The 17369-nt window shown below is 75.4% G+C and carries 14 protein-coding genes; 3 read left to right on the top strand and 11 right to left on the bottom strand.

Annotated features, from left to right (window positions below; all coding sequences use genetic code 11):
• Nucleotides 1–94: 94 nt before the first annotated feature.
• From ACIQI7_RS20105 to ACIQI7_RS20065, 9 genes are all read right to left on the bottom strand, one after another.
• Complete coding sequence (locus tag ACIQI7_RS20105) at nt 95–1231, bottom strand: ABC transporter permease (RefSeq protein WP_401111629.1); 1137 nt, start codon at nt 1229–1231, stop codon at nt 95–97.
• On the bottom strand, nt 1228–2145 hold the full coding sequence (locus ACIQI7_RS20100; protein ID WP_401111628.1) for an ABC transporter ATP-binding protein: 918 nt from the start codon (nt 2143–2145) through the stop codon (nt 1228–1230). Before ACIQI7_RS20100 ends, ACIQI7_RS20105 begins: the two co-directional genes overlap by 4 nt.
• A gap of 199 nt (nt 2146–2344) precedes the next feature.
• Nucleotides 2345–3613 carry an FHA domain-containing protein gene (locus tag ACIQI7_RS20095; protein ID WP_401111626.1) on the bottom strand — a complete coding sequence of 423 codons (1269 nt, stop codon included), beginning with the start codon at nt 3611–3613 and terminating at the stop codon, nt 2345–2347.
• Nucleotides 3614–3686: 73 nt separating this feature from the next.
• Nucleotides 3687–5042 carry a VWA domain-containing protein gene (locus ACIQI7_RS20090; protein ID WP_401111624.1) on the bottom strand — a complete coding sequence of 452 codons (1356 nt, stop codon included), beginning with the start codon at nt 5040–5042 and terminating at the stop codon, nt 3687–3689.
• A 109-nt stretch (nt 5043–5151) separates the two neighbouring features.
• A complete protein-coding gene (locus ACIQI7_RS20085) occupies nt 5152–6471 on the bottom strand; it encodes a protein phosphatase 2C domain-containing protein (protein WP_401111621.1) in 1320 nt (439 codons plus the stop codon).
• A gap of 3 nt (nt 6472–6474) precedes the next feature.
• On the bottom strand, nt 6475–9054 hold the full coding sequence (locus tag ACIQI7_RS20080; RefSeq protein WP_401111618.1) for a tetratricopeptide repeat protein: 2580 nt from the start codon (nt 9052–9054) through the stop codon (nt 6475–6477).
• Between the two features lie 5 nt (nt 9055–9059).
• On the bottom strand, nt 9060–10427 hold the full coding sequence (locus ACIQI7_RS20075) for a hypothetical protein (protein ID WP_387757844.1): 1368 nt from the start codon (nt 10425–10427) through the stop codon (nt 9060–9062).
• Nucleotides 10428–10711: 284 nt separating this feature from the next.
• A complete protein-coding gene (locus ACIQI7_RS20070) occupies nt 10712–11662 on the bottom strand; it encodes a glutamate ABC transporter substrate-binding protein (protein ID WP_401111617.1) in 951 nt (316 codons plus the stop codon).
• A gap of 21 nt (nt 11663–11683) precedes the next feature.
• Complete coding sequence (locus tag ACIQI7_RS20065) at nt 11684–13228, bottom strand: hypothetical protein (RefSeq protein ID WP_401111614.1); 1545 nt, start codon at nt 13226–13228, stop codon at nt 11684–11686.
• Between the two features lie 346 nt (nt 13229–13574).
• Between ACIQI7_RS20065 and ACIQI7_RS20060 the strand changes: the two genes are divergently transcribed.
• The gene (locus ACIQI7_RS20060; RefSeq protein WP_387757848.1) at nt 13575–14150 is read left to right on the top strand and encodes a nucleosidase; all 576 of its coding nucleotides are present in this window, start codon (nt 13575–13577) and stop codon (nt 14148–14150) included.
• A 124-nt stretch (nt 14151–14274) separates the two neighbouring features.
• On the opposite strand, the gene ACIQI7_RS20055 is transcribed toward ACIQI7_RS20060, so the two are convergent.
• Nucleotides 14275–15207 carry a sigma-70 family RNA polymerase sigma factor gene (locus ACIQI7_RS20055; protein WP_401111611.1) on the bottom strand — a complete coding sequence of 311 codons (933 nt, stop codon included), beginning with the start codon at nt 15205–15207 and terminating at the stop codon, nt 14275–14277.
• A 103-nt stretch (nt 15208–15310) separates the two neighbouring features.
• On the opposite strand from ACIQI7_RS20055, the gene ACIQI7_RS20050 reads away from it, so the two are divergent.
• Both ACIQI7_RS20050 and ACIQI7_RS20045 read left to right on the top strand, forming a co-directional pair.
• A complete protein-coding gene (locus tag ACIQI7_RS20050) occupies nt 15311–16093 on the top strand; it encodes an SDR family oxidoreductase (RefSeq protein ID WP_401111609.1) in 783 nt (260 codons plus the stop codon).
• Nucleotides 16094–16210: 117 nt separating this feature from the next.
• Nucleotides 16211–16735, top strand: coding sequence for a hypothetical protein (locus tag ACIQI7_RS20045; protein ID WP_401111606.1), 525 nt, complete (start codon nt 16211–16213; stop codon nt 16733–16735).
• Here the strand turns inward: ACIQI7_RS20045 and ACIQI7_RS20040 are convergent.
• The gene (locus ACIQI7_RS20040; protein ID WP_401111605.1) at nt 16725–17321 is read right to left on the bottom strand and encodes a cysteine hydrolase family protein; all 597 of its coding nucleotides are present in this window, start codon (nt 17319–17321) and stop codon (nt 16725–16727) included. The two genes, ACIQI7_RS20045 and ACIQI7_RS20040, sit on opposite strands and share 11 nt — an antisense overlap.
• Nucleotides 17322–17369: the final 48 nt, after the last annotated feature.

The following is a 17369-nucleotide window of genomic DNA, read 5'->3' as shown; positions in this document are numbered from 1 at the left end:
GGTCGTACACCGGGACCAAAGGCGTACGACCCCGTCGGGACCGGACCGGCGGACGCCGGCCGAGGGCATCGGCCGGGACGTCAGCGGAGGAGGGTCAGTCCTCCCAGCGGAACAGCTTCCAGGAGATGCCGGTCAGCACGGCCGCGAAGAGCAGCAGGCCGCCCATGGTCGGCACGGCGTCCATGACGCCGCCGCCGCGGGTGAGCACCGACTGGGCGGAGTCGACCAGGTAGTGCAGCGGCATGACCTTGGAGACGGCCTGCAGCCAGTCCGGGGCGCCGTCCATCGGGAAGAACGAGCCGGACAGGAACGACATCGGCAGCACGATGATCTGCGAGATGCCGTTGGCCGCCTCCTCGGTCTTGGCGACCGAACCGGCCAGCAGGCCGATCGACATGAAGGCGAGCGTCGCGCAGGCCACCAGCGGGATGATCAGCCACCAGTTCCCGGTGAGCTTGAGCCCGAAGAAGCTGGTCGCGACCACCAGGAAGACGGCGGTCTGCAGGAAAGCGGTCAGCAGCGAGACCAGGATCCGGGAGCTGACCACGGTTCCGGCGCTGACCGGGGCCAGCCGCAGCCGGCGCAGCACCTTGGTCTTGCGCCAGTTGACCAGCGTCAGCGCCGCGCCGAACACCGCGCCGGTGGCGACGGCCCAGCCGAGCAGGCCGGGGGTGAGGAACTGGATCGGCTTGAGCGACTTGTCCTCGACCTGCTGGGAGTCCAGCACGAAGGCCGGCTTCTGGCCGGTGGCCGCCTGGTTGGCGCTCTGGACCACCGAGTTGAGGATGCCCTGGAGCGCGCCGGCGCGGACCTGGTCGGCGGCGGTGTAGCGCAGCTCGACCTTGCCGTCCGGGCCCTGCTTGATCAGCGCGTCGTAGTCGCCCTTGCGGACCTTCTCCAGCGTGGCGGCCTCGTCGTCGGTCCTCGTGATGGTGAGGACCTTCTCCAGCCCGGCGCGGTCCTCGCCCTGGATCGAGTCGAACAGCTTCACCGCGCCGACCTGCGCCACCTTGGCGTGCGGGCTGCCGGAGCCCTTGGTCACGGCGCCGAAGAACACCAGGAACACCAGCGGGAACAGCAGGATGAAGAAGGTCGCGGTGCGGTCGCGCTTCATCCCGAGCAGCATGGCGCGGGACAGGCTCCAGAACGCGCTGACCCGCTCCCGCTCGCCGGTGGCCGGGCCGCCGCGCCGGGCGGGGGCCTGCGGCTCGGTGGGGGTGTTGACGGTCATGCGCGGAACTCCCGTCCGGTCAGCTGGAGGAAGACGTCCTCCAGGGTGGCGCCGCGCACTTCCAGGCCGCGCAGCGCGTTCTGCTCGGCCAGAACGCTGAGCACCGGGGCCGGAAGGCGGGTGGAGACGGAGAGCGAGACGGTGTCGTCCTCCAGGGTGGCGATGTCCGCGCCGGCCGCGGTGAGCAGCTCCCGGGCCCGGTCCAGCGGGAGCTGGCCGGAGGCCACGCTGATCCGGACGGTGTCGTCGATCTCGCGGATCAGCGCCGCCGGGGCGCCGGTGTGGAGGATCTTGCCGTGGTCCATGATCGAGACCCGGTCGCAGAGCACCTCGGCCTCGTCCAGGTAGTGCGTGGTCAGCACGACCGTGCGGCCCTCGGCGTTGATGTCCCGCAGGAGGTCCCAGAGGTTGCGCCGGGACTGCGGGTCCAGACCGGTGGTGGGCTCGTCCAGGAAGACGAGCTCCGGGTCGTGGGCCAGTGCGCAGGCGATCGACAGCCGCTGGGCCTGGCCGCCGGACATCTTGTCGGTGTGGGTCTCGGCCTTCTCGGAGAGGCCGACCCGCTCCAGCATCGCGTCGGCCCGCTTGGGGCCGACCCCGTAGAACGACGCGAAGGTGCGGATGGTCTCCCGGGCCGTCAGTTTCCGGAAGAAAGCGGTCGCCTGGAACTGCACGCCGATTCGCGGCAGCAGTTTCGGATTGCGCGGCCAGGGCTCCATGCCCAGCAGCTGGATCCGGCCCTCGTCAGGCTTCCGAACGCCTTCCAGGATCTCCATCGTGGTGGTCTTCCCGGCCCCGTTGGGGCCCAGGATCCCGTAGAACTCGCCGGCCTCGACGGTGAAGGACACCCCGTCGACAGCCTGCACATCCCCGTACCGCTGGCGGATGCCGTCAGCGGATATAGCAGCAGTCATGTGCCCTGAGCCTAGGGGTTGTGAAGCCTCCTGTGCACGTCGGATCCGACGAATTTGCGGATATTTTGAGGAACGGGGAAACAAAGCCGGGCCGGGCGGATGTCTAATTCCGCCCGGCCCGGCCGGAGTTGCCACTGACCGGCCGTCAGAAAAATCTCCGACGGACTTTCAGCGGACGCCGTTTCAGCCGGCCGCCCGTTCAGCCCCGGTGCACGGTGATGGTGGTCCAGGCGCCGATGTGGATCCGGTCGCCGTCGTTCAGCAGCACCGCGGTGTGCGGGGTGACCGGCTCCGCGCCGCCGTTCATGGTGGTGCCGTTGGTCGAGTCCTGGTCCACCAGCACCCAGCTGCCGTCCGCCTGTTCGGCGAGCAGCGCGTGCTGGTGCGAGGCGCCCGGGTCCTCCGGCGGGACGGACAGGTCGATCTCCGGCACCGTGCCGCGGTGCTGGCTGCGCCGTCCGATCCGCAGCTGGCCGCGGCCGGTCAGCGGGATCCGGCGCTCGGGGCAGTACGGCGGGAAGAACAGGCCGGCCGCCTCGGGGCCGCTGCGGGCCATCATCTCGGTGAAGTAGTCCCGGTCGGCCGAGACCACGGCGATCCAGTTGGCCCGCACCGGCTCGGCCGCGGCGGGTTCCTGGGGCTGCTGGTGCTGCGGCGGGGCCAGGTGGAAGGAGGTGCCGAAGTCGCCGCCGCGGCTGTTGGGGCCGGGGCCGGCCGGCTGGGCGTACACCGGGCCGGAGTCCTCGCGCACCGGGGCGTCGGGGAACGCGCCCTCCGGCGCGGACCCCTCCGGGCCGCCGGCGGGCTGGGCGGGCGGGTAGCCGTAGGTGTGCTGGTGCGCCGGGGCCTGCGGCTGCTGCGGCACGGGCGGGGCGACGGCCTGCTGGGCGGCCGGCGGCTGCCCGTACGGCGGCTGCCCGTACGGGGGCTGGCCGGCCGGGTCGTGCGGCGGGGTGCCGCCGTACGACGCCGGGATGTTCAGCGGCGGCTGCTGGGCCGGGCCGGGCGGGGTGTGGCCGGCGCCGGGCACCTGGCGGCGCGAGGGCGTGGAGAGCTCGTAGTCGTAGCCGCACTCCTCGCAGAACCGTCCGGTCTGCGGGCTGCGGCAGATCGGGCAGACGACCAGGCCCGCGGTGAGGCCCTGCGGCCCGGCCTGCGGCGGGACGGCTCCGTGCGGGGGCATGCCGCCGTGCGGCGGCGGGGGCGGCACGGTGCCGGGGGGCGGCAGGGGCGCCCCGGGCGGCGGGACGGCCCCCGGCGGCATCGGCGGTGGGGGCGGAGGCGCGCCGAAGGAGGCGCTGCCGTGCCCCGGGTATCCGGGGTGCGCGCCGGGCGCGGGGTCGGCCCCGGGCGCCCCCGGGTAGCCGCCGTGCGCCCCCGGTGCGGGGGCCGGCGGAGTCATCGGGAAGCCGCAGAAGTCGCACCAGTCCTCGGCCTGCGACTCGTGGCCCCTCGGGCAGATCGGCATCAGGTCCCCCTCGTTTCCGGCCGGCTCGGTGCGGCGTCGCGCCGGGGCGCCGGCCCGGTCACGTCTTCAGCGGTCACTTCTTCACACGTACCGTCTTGGTCGACCGGGTCTCAAGGGTCATCGAGTCGGCCTCGCTCACGTTCTTACGGAACCGAACCGTACCCTCCTTCGGGTCCACCACGTCCACCACCTTCTGGAGCAGCTTGTAGGTGCCGTCGTTCCCGGTCGCGTGGGCGATCCGGACGGCGGCGCCCAGCTTGGCGGTCGCGCGGTCGACGTCCCCGGCCCGGTGGGCCTCCAGGCCCTCCTGGATGGAGGAGGCGAGCTCGGCCTGCCCGGTGTAGTGGGCGACCTGCGGGCTGATCCGGGTGGAGGAGGCCAGGTCGTCGGTCCAGACCGCCTTGACCAGTCCCTGGGTGAGCACATCGGGGGTGCCGCCGGCGACCTGTTCGGGCAGCACCAGGCTGACCCGGGCGGCCAGCATCTCGTTGCCGACCGCGGCGGCCGGCACCTCGACGCAGACGTGGTAGTCGCGGCTCTCGTCGCCCCAGGAGCCGGTGGGGTAGTCGCCGGCCCGCGGGCCGGCGTCGGTGCGCCGGGAGGTCAGGTCCTCGACCGCGGGGGCGACCTGCTTGACGAACCTGACCGTGGCGTTGGCCGGGGTCCAGATCCGCAGCGCGACGTCGGCGACCTGCTTGCCCATCGCGCCGGCCATCATCGAGCGGAAGTCCTCGGCCAGGCCGGAGGGCTCGGCGACGATGTCGGTGGTGCCGAGCAGCGCCGAGGAGATCCGGCGCAGCTCGTCGATCCGCCAGTCGGTGCCCACGCCGCGGCAGTCGGCGGTGAAGTGGCCGGTCACCCGCTCGATGGTGCGGGCCAGGTCCTCGGCCGACTCGTGCTCGTTGTTGCCGTCGGTGAGCAGGACGGCGTGCCGGATGGCGATGTCGCGGCGGGTGAGGAAGAGCGTGTCGGCCTTGGCCAGCCAGGTGCCCATCGCGGTGCCGCCGGCCGCGGTGAGCCGGCGCAGCGACTCCTTGGCCTGCTCGCGGGTGGCGGCCGAGGCGGTGGCGAGGGTGCCGTCGCCGGGGTAGATGTCGCGGGCCTCGTGGGTGCCGGCGACCACGGCGAAGGCGGTCCCGTCGCGCAGCGCGTCGATGGCGGCGGCGGTGGCCTCGCGGGCGCCGTTCAGCTTGCTCTTGGGGTAGTCCATCGAGCCCGAGCAGTCCACCAGGATGACCACGGCCGCCGCGGCGCCGGCGCCCGCCGGGGTGGCGTCGGCGAAGCCGAGCGGCCGGCCGCCGGAGGTGCCGCCGCCGGTCGCGGTGACGGTGACGATGGCGTTGACCTCGCGGGCGCCGTCCGCCAGGTACTCGTTCTGGAAGATCTCCACGTCGAACCTGGGCAGGTTCGGCTTCGCCAGTGTTGCCATGGGGCGGTCGGCTCCCGTCGGGTGAGGGGTGGACGTGCTCAGGACGGTGGGGCGGCCCGCCGGACGGGCCGGCGGGCCGTGGTGCCGGAGCGTCCGGCGGGGTGGTCGGTCAGGCCGTCGGCGGGTGCGGCGGCTGCGGCGGGACGGGCGGTACGGCGGGCGGGGCGGGAGCGGCGGGGGCGGTCGGCGGGACGGGCGGAGCCTGGGGCGCGGGCGGGGCCGGGGGCAGCGGGGCGGCGGGGGAGCCGATCACCGGGATGTCCGGCAGGGTCGGCTCGTAGGCCTCGTCGTCCTCCGCGGCCGGCGGACCGGCGGGCCGGGGGACGACCACCGGCAGGTCCAGCGCGGTCGGGCTCTGCTCGGCCTCCGCCACGGCGGCGGCCGGCGGGTCGATCGGCAGCACGGCGACGGTGATGTTGTCGTGGCCGCCGGCCGCGACGGCGAACTTCACCAGGGTCTGTGCCGTGGCGAGCGGCTCGGTGCGGGCGTCCGGGCGCACGTAGTACGCCAGGTCGGTGGCCGCCTCGGCGTAGTTCCACAGCCCGTCGGTGCAGATCAGCACCACCCCGGGGACGTGCGGGGTGAAGTCGAGGGTGTGCGGCACGACCTCCTCGGCGTCGGCGCCCAGCCAGCCGGTGATCGCGTGCGCGCGCGGGTCGGCGTAGGCCTCGGCCTCGCCCATCAGCCCGGCCTCGACCATCCGGGCCGCCCAGGAGTCGTCCTGGGTGAGCCGGAACGGCTCGGCGGCGGCGCGGTCGTCCGGGATCCAGTACGCCCGGGTGTCGCCGACCCACCCGATGGTGACCCGCCCGCCCGCGGCTATCGCGCTGACGTAGGTGCAGGCGGGCGCGTTGAGGTCGGGCCGGGTGGGGCCGGCGCCGTCGGTGGCGAGGTCGGCGACGGCCCGCGCGGCGTCGGCGATGGCCTGGCGCATCGCCTGGTTCGCGTCCCGGCCGGCCTCCAGGGCGGTCAGCAGCGACTCGGAGGCGGCGTCCACGGCCGTCTCCGAGGCCTCGTCCGGACGGTCGGAGGAGGAGACGCCGTCGCACACCACGGCGACCACGACCGGCTCGCCGCCGGGCAGCGAGGTCGCGGCGACGGTGAAGGAGTCCTCGTTGCGGTGGTGGCGCACGCCGCGGTCGCTGACCCCGGCGACGCCGCCGAGCGACTTCTCCATGTGGTCGCGCGGGCGCGGCTGGGCGCCGCCGCAGCCCTCGCAGTAGCCGTCCGCGGTGACCTGCGGCTGCCCGCAGTGCACGCAGACCGGACCGCGCGGCGACGGTACGGCCTCGCCGCGCGCGGCGGCCCAGCTGGTCGGCATCGAGCCGGGGGCCGCCCGGCCGTCCCGGCCGGTCCCGCAGGAGCCGCAGTAGGCGTCCTCCGGGTCCATCGGCTCCGAACAGCTCGGGCACTCGGTCTGCTGCGGCATCTGCTACACCCACGTCCTGGGACGGGCACGGTTGGCCCGTTCCACCATCTCGATCCTGGTCTCCGCCCGGTCGGCCAACCGGGCGAGTACCCGGTAGGACTGTTCCAGGGCGAAGCGCAGTTCCCGCTCCTGTGCGGGACGTCCCAGTACCACCAGGTCGGTGGCCCGCCGGCCGGCGGCCGCCTCGGCGCCGACCCAGCCGAGGGCCGCGTCGAGCACCTCGACGGCGAGCTCCTCGCGGCGGCGGGCGTCCAGCCGCAGCGCGGTCAGCTGCGCGGAGCTCGCGCCGAGGTCGGCGGCCAGGTCGTCGGTGGGCCGGCGCTCGCGCAGCCGGGCCCGGACGGCGGCGATCCGGGCGGCGGTGTACTGGCTGGAGGTGGCCGGGACGGTCTCCAGGACGCGGACCGCGCCGGTCCGGTCCTCCCCGGCCAGCCGGACCCGGGCCAGCCCGAAGGCGGCGCTCAGGTAGGCGTGGTCGGTGGCCCACACCAGCCGGTAGAACTCGGCCGCGTCGCCGCCGTCGCCGAGCAGTTCGGCGCAGACGGCGAGGGCCAGCTTGGGGGCGGCCTCGCCGGGGAAGGCGTCGTAGACCGCGTCGAAGGCCTCGGCGGCGACCCGCAGGGCGTCGGCGCGCCCCTCGGCCCGGCGCGTGTCGGACGAGCCGCCGACCAGTGCGGTCAGGCCGCGGTACCAGACCACCCGCCAGTCGTCCGGCTGGTCCCGCTCCAGCTCGGCGAGGCGGCCCACCGCCTCGTCGTGGCGGCCGAGTTCGAGCAGGGCGCGCAGTTCGCGCAGCCGGCTCTCCAGCGAGACGGCGGGTGCGGCGGCCAGCGCGGCGAGGGTCTCCCCGGGGTCGGGGGTGACCAGGACGGCCAGGAACCCGGCGTTGGGGTCGTCGGGGTCGACCCGGGGGACGGGCAGCGCGAGGGCGGCGGCGGCCGGGTCCAGCGGGGCCACCCGCAGCTGCCCGGGCTGCTCGGTGGGCAGGACCAACTCGGTGTCCACGACGCGTAGTTCGGGCCCGAACAGGGTGGACGGCGCGGGCCGGGGCCGGTCGTCCTGGAGGGCCAGGACCTCGCGCAGCACGCCGGTGAGCTGGTCGGCCATCTCCTCGGCGGAGGCGAAGCGGCGGGCCGGGTCCGGGTCGGTGGCGCGGACCAGGAAGCGGTAGTACGACTCGTACCGGGCGAAGACCTCGACCTGCTCGGGGCCGGGCAGCGAGTCGCGGTAGGTGCCGCTGTAGCCCTGGAAGTCGAAGGTGAGCACCGCGAGGGTGCGGGCCACGGTGTACAGGTCGGAGGCGACGGACGGGCCGTCGGTGGCGATCTCCGGGGCCTGGTAGCCGATGGTGCCGTAGATCGGGCCGTCGTCGTCGAGTCGGCGGACCGCGCCCATGTCTATGATCTTGAGCGCGTCGCCGCTCTGGATCACGTTGTCGATCTTGAAGTCGCAGTACACCAGCCCCCGGCCGTGCAGGTAGCCCAGGGCGGGCAGCGCCTCCAGCGCGTACGCGATCGCCTGCTCGACCGGCAGCGGCTCGCGCCGGCCGTCCTGGGTGCGGCGCTCGTTGGCGATGTCCTTGAGCGACTTCCCGCCGACGTACTCCATCACGATGTAGCCGTCGGTGGAGCCGGTGCGCAGGTCCGGGTGCTCGGCGAAGTTGATGATCCGGACGATGTTCGGGTGGTCCACCTCGGCCAGGAAGCGCCGCTCGGCGACGGCCACCGCGAGCGCGTCCTCGTCCCCGGTGTCCAACAGGCCCTTGAGCACCACCCACTTGTCGTTGACCCGCCGGTCCACCGCCAGGTAGATCCAGCCGAGCCCGCCGTGCGCCAGGCAGCCCACCACCTCGTACTGCCCGCCGACCAGGTCGCCGCGGCGCAGCTTGGGCGTGAACGAGTACGGCGTTCCGCACTTGGTGCAGAAGCCGTCCGGGCGGCCGGGGCGGCCGTTCTTCTCCCGGCCCACCGGGGCGTCGCACTTGGAGCAGAACCGCTTGCGCTCGGGCACCTCCGGGTCGGCCAGCACCGCCCGGGCCGGGTCGGCCGCCTCGACGGTGGGCACGGTGACCAGGCCGGCGCCCAGCCGGCTGCGGGTGCCCGCGCTGACGCCGCCCCGGGTGGAGCGGACCGAGAGCGAGCGGCCGCTGCCGGTGCGGGTGGAGCGGTGCGAGCGGGAGCGGCCGGACATCGAGCGGGCCGAGCCGGTGCGGGTCGACGCCGAGCGGGCCGGGCCGTGCGGGCCGGAGCCGGGGGAGACCCGGGCGGAGGGGACGTGGGGCTGGGTGGCGCCGGTGTCGCCGGCGGGCGGGGTCAGGCCGCACTCGTCGCAGTAGCCGTCCGGGTCGACGGTGCCGGAGCAGTCGCGCGGGCAGGGCGAACCGGGGCCGGCCGCCGTGGCCCGGAAGCCGGACGTCCCGGACGCCCGGAGCGACCCGGACGCCTGGGGCGGCGCGGCGGTCCCGGCCGCCGGGGGCGTCGGGGTGGTCCGGCCGGCCGGGGCGAGCCCGCACTCGTCGCAGTAGCCGTCGGCGTCGATCCTGCCGCTGCCGGAGCACTCCGGCCGTTCGCACGTCCCGCCCATCACCCTCAGCCCCCCTGGACCTGTCCGTCGGCCGGCGGCTGGCCGGCCCCCTCCTGAGCCTGCCCGGGCCCGGCCTCGGTGGGGGCCGGCCGCAGCGACTGCTGGAACCGGGCCACCGCGGCGGCCGCCGCCCGCAGGTCGCAGGGCGCGCTCCACAGCAGCCAGCGCGCCTTCTCGTACCGCTCGATCACTTCCGGGTCCTCGGCGACCCGCAGCCGGGCCGCCATCGCCTTGTAGGCGTCCAGCCGGCCGCGCAGTTCGGCCCGGACGGCCAGCGGCTGGGTCACCTCGGTGAGCGACTGCCGGGCCCGGCCCAGCTCCTTGGCGGCGGCGTCCTCCAGCGCGTCCAGCATCGGCGCCAGCCGGCCCCACTGCCCGGCCTGGCGCAGGTCCAGCGCGGCGACGATCCGCTCGCGCAGCGCCGAGGCCGGTCCGGGCACCGCCGGGACGTCGCTGGACGCTATCTTCGCCAGCACCTCGCCGCGCGCCCGGCGGGCCTCGGCCAGCGTGGCGTCGGCCCGCTGGAGCAGGTCGCCGACGCCCTGGAGGCGCTCCTCGGCCTCGTCGCGCAGCCGCAGCAGGTCCTCCAGCTCCAGCCGGACGCCGTCCAGCGCCCGCCCGGCCCGGTCGAACCGCTCGGTGTCCACCACCCCGGCCGGCCCGGCGAAGGCCGAGCCCTCCGGGACCGTGCCGCGCTGGGCGGGCACCCGGGCCGGGCGCCACAGCGCCAGCGGGTCCCCGCGCACCTCGGCGCGCAGCGCGGTGAGGTCCTTCTCGATCCCGGCCAGGTCGTCGGCCAGCGGGTGGCCGCCGGTGCGCACGCCGAGCGAGGCGGCCAGGGTGCGCACCCGCTGGAGCTCGGCCAGCAGCAGGTCGATCCGGGCCGGCAGGGCCGACCAGACCGCGTCGGCGGCGCTGACCACCTCCAGCACGGTGGCGTACCAGGAGTTCATCCGGGCCATCAGCGCGTCCAGGCTGATCCGTTCGACCAGCTTCGCGGGCGCGCCGAGGACCTGCGGGCCGTCCGGCGCCACCCCGCCCGGGACGGTCACCGCGTCGCCGGTCAGCAGTTCGCTCAGCTCGGCGAGTTCGGGCGCGCCGGGCTTGGCCTTGCGGGCCCGGACGGCGCGGGCCGAGGCCAGCGCCTCGGAGTAGCGGTCGAACAGCGCCCAGAGCAGCGGCAGGCCCCGGCCGGCCACCGACCAGCGCTCCAGGGTGCGTCCGGACAGCTCGGCGCCGTCCAGCAGCCGCAGGCCCGCGTGGTCCTGGAGGGCGAGCAGCGCCGACTCGACCGCGTCCCGCTCCGCGCCGAGGCGGGCGAGCGCGCGGTCGACCTCCTCCCGGCTCAGTACCGGGCCAGCCGATGCCGCCACCGCGGTGTCCTTCCTTCCTCGCGTGCGATCCCGACGTGCCTGACGTGCGGTCCCACGACAACCCCCGTGTCCACCACCGGTCTCCCCGCGGTGATCGTCCCGAACCCTAGCCGGTGGCCGTTCGGGCGGAACGGGCGCGGGGGCGTCCACCTGCCGTCAACGCCCCGCTGACGGCGCGTGCGCTACCTCTCCCGCGCCGTCCTCCGCGTCGCCCGTCGGTCCGTCCCCGCGGGCCGTCCTCCGGGCTGCCCGCGGGGCCGCGCGCCCGGTCGCCGCCGGCCGGCTCAGCGGGTGCCCGGCCAGTAGTGGTCGGGCTCGTTGAGCATGTACGGCTTGAGCCAGTGCTCGTACGAACGGGCCCAGTCGCCGCGCGCGTAGTAGTCGGCCAGCACCTGGTTCACCCGGGCGGTCAGATCGGTGCTGTCCTTCGCCATGGCGACGCCGATCACCTCCGGCTGGGCCTCGCCGTCCACGATCCGCACGGTCTGGTCCTGCGCGGCCTGACCGGCCGCCAGCCCGTTGTCGGTCATGACGGCGTCGACCTTGCCGAGCTGCATCAGGACCAGGCAGTCCAGCTGGTTCTCCACCGTGACGACCTGTCGGGCGGTGTTCTTCTCCTTGACGATGCTCAGCGCGGTGGAGCCGTCGGCGGCGCAGACCCTCCGGTCCCTGACCGCGTCGTCGATGTTCTTCGCCGGTGACGTCTTCGGCACCAGGACGCGCTGGCTGATGTTGAAGTACGGCTTGGAGAAGGCGACGTCCTCCATCCGCTTGCAGTTGATCGTCATGGTGCGGACGATCAGGTCGACCCGGCGCTTCTTGATGGCGTCGATCCGGTCGGCCGTGGCCACCGGCTTGAGCACCACCTTCTCCGGGTCGCCCATGACGGCCGCGCCGATCGCCCGGGCGAGGTCGATGTCGAAGCCCTCGATCTGGCCGGTGTTCGGGTTGCGGGCGCCCCAGCGGTAGCTGTTCTGGTCCACCCCGATCACCAGGCTGCGCTTGTCCTTGACGGCCTTCACGGCCGGTCCGTCCTCGCTGCTCGGCGGCACGCTCCGGTACACGTCGCAGCCGTCGGCCTGCTCCTGCTGCTCCTGCTGGACGGCCGGCGGCGCGGTCGCGGCCGTCGGCGCGGCGCCGACCGGCCCGCCCCCGGCGAGCACGGCCGCGCCGGCCGCCAGCAGGGCCAGCGCGGCGGCGGGCCTGGTCGTTCTCCTGGAACCCCTGTTGCGCATCGGTCGGTCTCCCCTCGCCCGTTACCGGTACTCGGCCAGTCGCCGGCCCAGGCCCCGCAGCGCGGCGGCCGCGGCCATCAGGCCGAGCAGCGCGGTGGCGACGGCGGCGGCGCGCAGGTCCCCGCCGGTGCCCTCGGCGGCCTGCGTGAAGCGGTCCTGCTCGATGTCGGCGGCCCGGGCGAGCGCCTTGTCGGTGGCGTCGAAGGCGGCGTCGGCGGTGGCCGCGTCGCCCCCGGCCGTCACGGTGGCCTCCAGCGCGCCCTGGTAGTCGGCGTTCTCGACCTCCTGCGTCCGGGCCGCGTCGTGCCGCCGGCGCCACTCGTCGAACTGCTGCGCGGCGTCCCGGACGCTCGCCACGGCGGCCGACGGCGCCAGTCGGGCGGCCTCCGGCAGCGAGCCGTCGGAGCGGTCCGGCGGGAGGCCCTCGGAGCCGGCCAGGTGCCCGGTGGCCTTCGTCCACTGTTCGGCGTACCGGGTGGTCGAGCCGCGGGCGACGAAGTGCAGGTTCTCCGCCAGCCGGGCGGTCAGCACGTCCACCCGGGCGGAGTTGAGCGCCCGCAGCGGGGCCGCGCCCTCGCGCCTGCTCTGCTGGAGGGCCGAATTGGTGGCCAGTCCGGTGACGGTCAGCCACAACGCGCCGGACAGGACGGCGGCGGTGGCGCCCAGCAGCCCGATGTTGAACACCCGGTTGGTGCGGCGGAACAGCGTCAGCTGCACCCAGGCCAGCGCGGCCAGGGTGACCACCGCCAGGCCGTACGCCGCCCACGGCACCGCCCTGGCCTCGGCGTAGTCGTCGGCCAGCTCCCGGTCCTCCACGGCGGCCAGTTCGGCGGCGGCCGGCAGCAGCACGGTCTGCATCTGCTCGGAGGCGTACCGCAGGTAGGCGCCGCCGAGCGGGATGCCCTGCCGGTTGTCGGCCCGAGCCGTCTCTACCAGGCCGGCGTAGGCCGGGAGTTGCTGGTTCAGCCGGGCGAGCGAGCCCTGCGCGGGGGAGGTCGCCGTGGTCCGGGCGGCGGCCTGGGCGATCAGCTTGGCGGCGGTGGCGACGTCCTGCTCGTAGCGGCCGCGGACCGCCTCGGGCTCGGCGCCGGCCAGCAGGAATCCGCTCGCCGCGGTGGTGGCGGCGTCGGCCAGGTTGCGGTGGATCTCGGCGGCGTCCCGGCTGAGCGGCTGGCTGTACGAGACCACCCGGTCGGCGGCCTGCGCCCTGGTCTCCAACTGCCAGGCGGTGAGCCCGCCGAAGGCGACGGCGAGCACGGCGAGCAGCACTCCGGCCAGGCGCAGCCGACCGGGCGGCGTGCGGGTGGCCTGTGCGAGCCGGGCGCGCACGCCGGTGGCGACGGCCGCCGGGGGGCGCTTCGCGGGCGCCCCGCCGGGTCCGGGCGCCGGGGCGGCGCCGCCGGACTCCGCGAGCGGGGCCGCTCCGGGGACGGCCGGGGCCCCCGAACCGGCCGTCGTCGGCCCGGCCGTGCCCACAGCGCCTGCCGCGCCCGCGGCGCCCGGCGGCTGGCCCGGCCGTGCCGGGAACGCGGCGCCGGGGGTGCCGTTGCCTACTGGTGTTGCCACCCGCCTCATCCTCCCCTGTGGCCCGGCCCGTTCCCGGGGCCCGACCGATGGCAGCAGTATGGCCGTGACTCCCCCCGACCACACCCGACTTGCGCCGGACTTGAGCATGTCGTGCACGCTCCCCGGGACGGCTCGTGCCGCTGGTGCGGCCGGTGCTGCCCGGGCCGCCGGTACGGGCCGTACCGCTCCCGCCGTTCCCGCCGCTCCCGCCCGTCGCCCCGCGAGGTGGCGAACCGTCCGACGCGGCCCGCACCCTACGCGGTTCCCCGGCCGGGCGGAACGCGGGGGTCCGTTCACCGGCGGGCAATCCCGGGTACGGCACCCCCTCGCTCCGTACGATGGGGGCATGCGCCTGCTTGGAACGATCTCGCCCGACCGTCCGCTGCTCGTCGTCGCCGTGCGCGAGGAGGCCGCCCACCTGGACGACCGCCTGCCCGTGCTGCTCACCGGGATCGGGAAGGTCAACGCCGCCGTCGCGCTGGCCACCGTGCTCGCCCAGGGCGAGAAGCCCTCCGAGGTGATCAACCTCGGTACGGCCGGCGCGCTGCGCCCCGGCTGGGAGGGCACCCACCACGTGGTCCAGGTGATCCAGCACGACCTCGACACCGCCGCCCTGCACGCGCTCACCGGGCGCGAGTACGGCGCCCCGCTGGTGATCGGCAAGGGCGACGGGCCGGTGCTGGCCACCGGCGACCTCTTCGTCTCCGACACGGACGCCCGCGACCGGCTCGCCGAGCACGCCGACCTGGTGGACATGGAGGGCTACGCCGTCGCCACCGTCGCGCACCGGGCCGGGGTGCCGGTGCGGCTGGTCAAGCACGTCAGCGACGAGGCCGGGGACGGCGCGGGGCACACCTGGAAGGAAGCGGTCGACGGGTGCGCCCGGCACCTCGCGGACTGGGTGGTCGCGCAGGGCTGGTGACGCCGCGCGCGGCCGGGCGGCGCCGTCGGGCGCCGAGGGCGGCGGAACGGCGGAAGAACGACGGAACGGGGTGGGGAGGCGCCGCTGCCTCCCCACCCCGTTCCGTCGACGCTTCCGGGGCGTCCTACCGGTCCCGGAAGGCCGAGAGGTCCAGGGCCGCCAGCCGGTCCGGGTCGGTGAGCACGTCGATCGCGACGATCGCGCCGTCCACCACGGTGAACGCCATGATCGACAGCGCCCGCCCGTTGCCGCCGATGACCACCGCGCCCGCGGTGCCGTTGACCAGCGCCGGGCGGGCGAACGGCGACAGGGTGCCCCACAGGACGGCCTGGCCGGCCACCGTGCCGGCGCCGGAGAGCACCACCGTGTGCCGGGCCATCGCCGTGCCGCCGTCCGAGCGCAGCACCACGTCCGGGTCGAGGACGGCGAGCAGCGCGTCCAGGTCGCCGTTACGGGCGGCGGCGAAGAACGCGTCCACGGCCACCCGCTGCCGGCCGAGGTCCGGGTCGGGCGCGGGAGCCTGCCCCTGGACCTTGCGGCGGGCCCGGCTGGCCAGCTGGCGGGTGGCGGCGGCGGTCTTCTCGATCAGCGGGGCGATCTCCTCGAACGGCACCGCGAACAGGTCGTGCAGCACGAAGGCGACCCGTTCGGCGGGCGACAGCGACTCCATCACCACCATCAGCGCCAGCCCGACCGAGTCCGCGAGCATCACCTCCTGCTCCGGGTCCACCACGTCCTCGCGCCGCAGCAGCGGGTCGGGGATGCGCGGCGGGCCCGGCTCGCCGTCCGGCCCGGCGGGCTCCAGCGGCTCCTCGCGGCGCTGGGCGCGGGCGCGCAACAGGTTCAGGCAGACCCGCGAGACCACCGTGGTCAGCCAGCCGCCGAGGTTGGCCACGTCGGCGGTGTCGGTGCGGTCGTAGCGGAGCCAGGCCTCCTGGAGGGCGTCCTCGGCCTCGCTGATCGAGCCGAGCATCCGGTACGCGACCGCGCGCAGGTGCGGGCGGTGCTCCTCGAAGAGCAGGGCTCGGGCAGATTTCTCGTCCGCCTTCTCGTCCACGTGTCACATTCCTTCGTCGCCAGGGGTCAGGGCAGCAGGAGTCACCCAACAACGGCTGCGGCGGGGAGATCAACTCCCCTCCCGGGACGAATCGGAGACGATCATGACGAAGCGGACCGTGCTGGTCACCGGCGGTACCGGCACCCTGGGCCGGCAGGTGGTCCCGCTGCTGCGCGCGGCCGGGCTGCCGGTGCGCGTGCTCAGCCGGCAGGAGCGCCCGGCCGCCGACGGCGTGGCGTACGTGCGCGGCGACCTGCTCGGGGACGCGGCGACGGCGGCCGGGCGGCTGGACGAGGCGCTGGCGGGCGTGGACACCGTGCTGCACCTGGCGGGCGGCCCCAAGGGCGACGACGTCGCCACCCGGCTGCTGGTCGCCGCCGCCCAGCGGGCCGGGGTGCGGCACCTGGTGTACATCTCGGTGATCGGCGCCGACCGGCTGCCGCTCGGTTACTTCCGGGCCAAGCACGCCGCCGAGCGGGCGGTCGCCGACTCGGGCCTGCCGTACACGATCCTGCGGGCCGCGCAGTTCCACGACCTGGCGTTCACGGTGGCCGAGAAGATGGCCAAGCTGCCGCTCGTGCCGGCCCCCGGCGGGGTGCGCTGGCAGCCGGTGGACGTGCGGGAAGTCGCCGCCCGGCTGGTGGAGTTGGCGCTCGACGAACCGGCCGGGATGGTGCCCGACCTGGCCGGTCCCACGGTGTACGAGATGCGCGAGCTGACCCGCGGCTACCTCGCGGCGCGCGGCCGCAGCCGCCGGCAGCTGCCGGTCCGGGTGCCGGGCAAGGTCGGGCGGGCGTACCGGGCGGGGGACAACCTGACCCTGACGGGGGCCGAGCACGGGCGGCGGACCTGGGAGGAGTACCTGGCGGAGCGGCTGGCGGCCTGAGGCCGCGGCGCCGTGGTGCCGTGGTGCCGCGGGTCCGGTCCGGACGGTCCGGGCCGCCGGGGCCGTCCGGCCCGTCCGGCCGTCCGGGCTGTCCGTGGCGCGCCGTAGGGTGCGGTCATGTCCCTCCTCGATGCGATCCGCGCCGACTCCGCCGCCGCCGACTTCCTGGCCTGGCCCGGCGAGTTCGACCCCTCCCGCAGCTACCGGCACGTCGAGGAGGTCGTCCTCGCCTCGGGCGCGGCCCTGGAGCCGGTGGCCAAGGACGGCGCGGGCGGCACCTACTTCCTCTGCGGCGAGGGCGGCGAGGAGCGGCCGGTGCTGTACGCCGACTCCGAGGGCGGCGCGGCGCTGCTGGCCGTCGGGGTGCCGGAGCTGGTCCGGCTGCTGCTGGCGGTGCCGTGGTGGCGGGACTGCCCGCGGCTGACGGTCGGGGAGAGCCTGGAGGCGGCCGAGGAGTACCTGGAGGACGAGCCCGGCCTGCTCGCCGAGCGGGACGCGGCGGCCGCCGCGCTCGGGCTCGACGTCCCCTCCACGGCCGAGGCCCTGGCGCGGCTGCGGGAGCTCGCGCTGGGCCTCGGGGCCTCGTACGTGCTGCTCAACGCGGAGGAGGGGAACGCGTACCGGCCGCTGCTCAGGCCTTAGCGGCCTGGAGCACCTGGTCCGTCGTCACCACCTTGGCGAAGCGCATCGCGTGCAGGGTGGTGGCGGTGGCGCGCGCGAGGTCGGCGGCGGGGACGGTGGTGCCGTCGGGGCCGGTCATGTCGAAGGAGTGCATGGCGTCGGTGGGGAAGATCGCGTCGTAGCCGAGGTTGCCGGCCATCCGGGCGGTGGTCTCGTTGCACACGTTGGTGATGATCCCGGTGACCACGAGCTGCCGGGCGCCGCGCTCCTGGAGCCAGGCGTGCAGGTCCGGGGTGCCGTAGAAGGCGCTGTTGACGGTCTTGGTGATGTGCAGCTCGGGGGTGACCTCGGCGACGAAGTCCTTCAGCTCGTACCCCGGGGTGCCCTCGACCAGCGGGCCGCGCGCGGAGGCGTGCTGCACGGTGACGACCGGGCGGCCGGTGGCCTGCCAGGCGGCGATCAGCTCGGCCATCCGCTGCTCGGCCTGCGGGTTGTCGCGGGGGCCCCAGAAGGCGGTGTCCTCGAAGCCCTTCTGGACGTCGATGAGCAGCAGGACGGCGTCGTCGTCGAGGGTGAGCGGGGCGTCGAAGGCGTCGGTGTTCGTCATGCCCTCCATGGTGGTCGGCGGGGCGGGGGAGGTGTGATGGGCAGAGAA

Source organism: Kitasatospora sp. NPDC092039, assembly GCF_044756065.1.
Lineage (GTDB): Bacteria > Actinomycetota > Actinomycetes > Streptomycetales > Streptomycetaceae > Kitasatospora.
Note: the sequence above shows the minus strand (reverse complement) of the source record. Positions and strands in the feature narration are given on the sequence as shown.

What these genes read in the sequence shown, in the direction of transcription:
- ACIQI7_RS20105 (WP_401111629.1), bottom strand. Translation starts at nt 1,231, where the DNA reads ATGACCGTCAACACCCCCACCGAGCCGCAGGCCCCCGCCCGGCGCGGC.
- ACIQI7_RS20100 (WP_401111628.1), bottom strand. Translation starts at nt 2,145, where the DNA reads ATGACTGCTGCTATATCCGCTGACGGCATCCGCCAGCGGTACGGGGAT.
- ACIQI7_RS20095 (WP_401111626.1), bottom strand. Translation starts at nt 3,613, where the DNA reads ATGCCGATCTGCCCGAGGGGCCACGAGTCGCAGGCCGAGGACTGGTGC.
- ACIQI7_RS20090 (WP_401111624.1), bottom strand. Translation starts at nt 5,042, where the DNA reads ATGGCAACACTGGCGAAGCCGAACCTGCCCAGGTTCGACGTGGAGATC.
- ACIQI7_RS20085 (WP_401111621.1), bottom strand. Translation starts at nt 6,471, where the DNA reads ATGCCGCAGCAGACCGAGTGCCCGAGCTGTTCGGAGCCGATGGACCCG.
- ACIQI7_RS20080 (WP_401111618.1), bottom strand. Translation starts at nt 9,054, where the DNA reads ATGGGCGGGACGTGCGAACGGCCGGAGTGCTCCGGCAGCGGCAGGATC.
- ACIQI7_RS20070 (WP_401111617.1), bottom strand. Translation starts at nt 11,662, where the DNA reads ATGCGCAACAGGGGTTCCAGGAGAACGACCAGGCCCGCCGCCGCGCTG.
- ACIQI7_RS20060 (WP_387757848.1), top strand. Translation starts at nt 13,575, where the DNA reads ATGCGCCTGCTTGGAACGATCTCGCCCGACCGTCCGCTGCTCGTCGTC.
- ACIQI7_RS20050 (WP_401111609.1), top strand. Translation starts at nt 15,311, where the DNA reads ATGACGAAGCGGACCGTGCTGGTCACCGGCGGTACCGGCACCCTGGGC.
- ACIQI7_RS20045 (WP_401111606.1), top strand. Translation starts at nt 16,211, where the DNA reads ATGTCCCTCCTCGATGCGATCCGCGCCGACTCCGCCGCCGCCGACTTC.
- ACIQI7_RS20040 (WP_401111605.1), bottom strand. Translation starts at nt 17,321, where the DNA reads ATGACGAACACCGACGCCTTCGACGCCCCGCTCACCCTCGACGACGAC.